This is a genomic window from Kocuria sp. NPDC057446, assembly GCF_042802875.1.
GTDB lineage: Bacteria > Actinomycetota > Actinomycetes > Actinomycetales > Micrococcaceae > Kocuria.
The window spans coordinates 1-3,446 of the sequence record NZ_JBHVDI010000244.1 but is presented as its reverse complement, the minus strand read 5'-3'; the positions used below and the strand labels follow the sequence as shown (position 1 = coordinate 3,446).

Genomic DNA, 3,446 nt, shown 5'->3' with positions numbered 1-3,446 from the left:
CCGCCGCGCCGTCGGGTCCTGGGTGGGGGTGTTGTTCATGCCGGTCGCTCCTGACGTATCGATGAGGTGCGGCCCCGGCCGCCGGCGGCGGCCGGTCGTCCGCGGACAGGTGCCGCGGCCACGGCCTCGGCCACCTGGGCGCCGTAGACGCGGGGGTCGTGCCGCACCCGTGCCACGGCGGCGTCCGCCACGGCGGCGGCGCGGATGCGCGGCCAGTCGTCGCGCACCGCCTCGAACGCGTCGGCCAGCTGGACGGCGGCGTCGGGGGCGAAGGTGTCCGCGCCTCGCACACTGCCGTAGCCCGCCACCGCCTCCCGCAGCCCGGTGTGGTCGGCGACCACCACGGGCCGGGCGGCGAGCACCGCCTCCACCGCGGTGTTGCCGAACGCCTCGGTCACCACCGGAGGAACGACGACGACGTCCGCGGCGGCCATCCAGGGCCACACGTCCGCGTGGAAGCCGCGGAAGCGGATCCGGGCGCCCACCCCGGCCGTGTCGATCGCCTGCCGGAGCTTCTCCTCGTACCACTCCTTGCCCGGGACCACGTCCCCCACGAGGTCCAGCACGGCGTCGATCCCGCGGTCCTCGAGCACGCGCAGGGCGTCCACGAGCAGGTGCACGCCCTTGCGCTCGGAGAGCCGTCCCACGTAGAGGATGCGCAGCCTCCCGTCCAGGTCCGCGCGGGCAGGTGCAGGGGCCACCGGCCCGGCCACGCCGTTGAGCACGACGGTCGCCCGGCGGGCCAGCCACGGCACCGACTCCACGAGCCCGCCGAGCGTGCACTCGCTGTTGACGAGCGCCCGGTGGGCCGGCAGCACCGGCAGCGCCAGACCGAGCCGGATGAGGGCCGGCATCTCGAGCTCCGCCTCGTGCACGTGCACCACGACGTGCGCCCCGCTCCGGCGCGCCAGCAGCGGCCAGAGCGGCAGCACCTCCGTGCTGACGTACACGGCCCGCGGCCGCAGCCGGCGCAGCATCCGGACGGCCGGCAGCACGCCCGCGGCGGTGTCGTGCAGCAGCGCGGGCCAGTGCCGGGGCTCCAGGAAGCGCTTCTCCAGCACGAGGCTGAAGACCTCCTCGACCCGGGCGCCCGCCGCCAGCAGCCGCGGCACCAGGGGGCCGGGACCGGGGACCGCCACGACGACGTCGCCGTGCGCGGCCACGAGCTGGCGGACCGACTCGAGCAGCATGCGATCGGCGCCGTAGAGGTCCGAGCTGGGGTGGACCACCAGGACGGGTCCCTGGGGGCGGTGGTCGGTGCGCGGGCTCATCCGAGCCTCCTCATGTCGTTGAACCACTTGGGCAGGGCCAGGGCGGTGTGCCCGGCCAGGGCGGCGCACAGCAGGGAGTAGACGACGACGAACGCGTCGGTCCACCCCAGCAGCGCGAAGGAGAGGCACACGACCCCGTAGTCGACGGCCAGCAGCACCACGGAGCGCACCGGGCGGAACTGCCCCGGTGGGCGCACCGGCACGCCGCGGATCTGCTTGAGCGAGTCGTTGAGGATGATCGTGAAGAACGCCACGTTGTCCAGGAACAGGAACGCCAGGGGCACGAGCAGCCAGGCCGTGGGGACCTCGAAGAACCGCACGGCGGCCACCAGGACCGCGATGTGCAGCAGGGAGATCTTGGCGCAGTCGATGACGTGGTCCAGCCACTCCCCCGCCGCCGAGCCCCCGCCGCGCAGACGCGCCACCTGCCCGTCCGCGGAGTCGAAGGCGTAGCCCAGGGCCAGCAGGAACGCGACCAGCACCCCCGACCACGCCGTGGGCGGGACCAGGGCGAGGACCAGGATGCCCGCGGCGGAGCACGCCGCGCTGACCGCGGTGACCTGGTTGGGGGTGAGACCGGCCCGGTGGGCGGCCGCGGCCAGCAGCCGCCCCGCCGGCCGGTTGACGAACACGGAGTAGGCGGGGGCTCCCGCGGCGCGGCCCTTCTGCGCGGCGGCGAGCTGCGCCACCGTCCCCCAGTAGGTCGTGGCGTCCGGGCGCTCGGAGGTCGTGGTCAAAGGACCCGCACCTCCTCGGCGGCCGCGGTCTCCCGCGGCGCCCCGCCCCGGGCCGCGGCGGGCGCGTCCGCGGGGGACCGCCGGGCGGTCGGGTCGGAGGCCCACACCCGCCCGGTGCGCCGACCCGTGGCCGTGCCCCGGGTGGAGGACCCGGCGGCCACGCGCCGTGCGAGCTGCTCGTAGCCGTCCGTCACGCGGTCCCAGTCGTAGCGCTCGCGGACCCGGACGGCCAGGCGCTCGCCCCGGCGGAGCTGGTCCGCCGGATCGGCCTCGGCGGCCGTGAGCAGCGCGGGCAGGTCCTCGGCGTCGCCGAAGTACCGGGCGTCCGCCCCGAGGACCTCGCGGTTGAAGACCACGTCGTAGGCCAGCGTCGAGGCGGCCGCACCCATGGCGCGGAGCAGGGACGGGTTCGTCCCGCCCACGGAGTGCCCGTGCAGGTAGGTGAGGGCGTTGCCGTAGAGCTGGTTCAGCACGTCCTGGTCCCAGACGCCGCCGAGCAGGCGGATCCGGGGGTCGGCCGCGGCCGTGCGCTCGATCCGGTCGATGTAGTCGGCGGCGTACGGCGCGGTGCCCACGACCACGAGGGGAAGGGTCGCCGAGCTGCGGTGGTAGCCCTCCACGATCATCTCCACGTGGTTCTCCGGCTCCAGCCGGGCGACCACCAGGTGGTAGCCGTGCGGTGCCAGGCCGAGACCGGCCAGCGCGTCGGAGCCGATGTCCCCGAGGACGGGGGCACCGTAGGACAGCATCGTGGTGCCGACGTCGAACTCGTGCCGGTAGTAGTCCTGGATCCCGATCGCGTCGGCGATCAGCGCGTCCGCCCAGCGGACGGACAGCGCCTCGGCGCGGCGGTAGTAGGCCCGTCCCACCGGTCCCCACTTGCCGCGCTTCCAGTCGAGGCCGTCCACGTGGACGACCACCGGGGTGCCGCCGCCGCGCAGGAGGGGCAGCAGCGGCGCGTTGGCCGGGTTGAAGACGAAGTTCACGTCCGTGTCCCGCCGCGCCAGGTGGCGCAGACCGGACATCGTCGTGTGGCTGAGCGTCTCGACGGCCTTGCCGTGCACGGCCGGCAGGTGCACCAGGCGCATGCCCCGGTGCGTGCTGGGGTCCGGGGTGGTCGGGTCGCCGCTGAGCTTCGCGGCGTTGCCGCGCCGGCAGTGCACCACCACGTCGTGCCCGCGACCGGCCAGGCGCGAGCCGATCTCCTCGATCGCGGTCTCGAACCCCCCGTAGGCGGCCGGGACCCCCCTGGTCCCGATCATCCCGATGCGCAGCACCCCGCTGCCCGTCCCCTGGCCGGTGGTCCGGCCCGTGTTCTCCTGCATGGTCTCTCCCCCCTGTGGTGCTTCCTGTCCGGAAGCCGGGCGGCCGTCCCCACGGTCGCCCGTTGCTGATGGTGCGGTGTGGTCCGGGTCCTTCCGCCGGCACCCCCCGGTGC

General features: G+C 75.2%; 3 protein-coding genes. All 3 read right to left on the bottom strand.

Annotated features, from left to right (window positions below; all coding sequences use genetic code 11):
• Positions 1 to 35: 35 nt before the first annotated feature.
• The 3 genes from ACFU0Y_RS17660 to ACFU0Y_RS17650 are packed head-to-tail and all read right to left on the bottom strand — an operon-like array spanning position 36 to position 3,333.
• A complete protein-coding gene (locus ACFU0Y_RS17660) occupies positions 36 to 1,271 on the bottom strand; it encodes a glycosyltransferase (RefSeq protein ID WP_380216186.1) in 1,236 nt (411 codons plus the stop codon).
• Positions 1,268 to 2,008: a CDP-alcohol phosphatidyltransferase family protein gene (locus ACFU0Y_RS17655; protein WP_380216184.1), complete on the bottom strand. Its 741-nt coding sequence runs from the start codon at positions 2,006 to 2,008 to the stop codon at positions 1,268 to 1,270. The genes ACFU0Y_RS17660 and ACFU0Y_RS17655 overlap by 4 nt, the downstream gene beginning before the upstream one ends.
• Positions 2,005 to 3,333 (bottom strand): DUF1972 domain-containing protein, encoded by a 1,329-nt coding sequence (locus tag ACFU0Y_RS17650; protein ID WP_380216182.1) that lies wholly within the window; start codon positions 3,331 to 3,333, stop codon positions 2,005 to 2,007. The genes ACFU0Y_RS17655 and ACFU0Y_RS17650 overlap by 4 nt, the downstream gene beginning before the upstream one ends.
• Between the last annotated feature and the right edge of the window lie 113 nt (positions 3,334 to 3,446).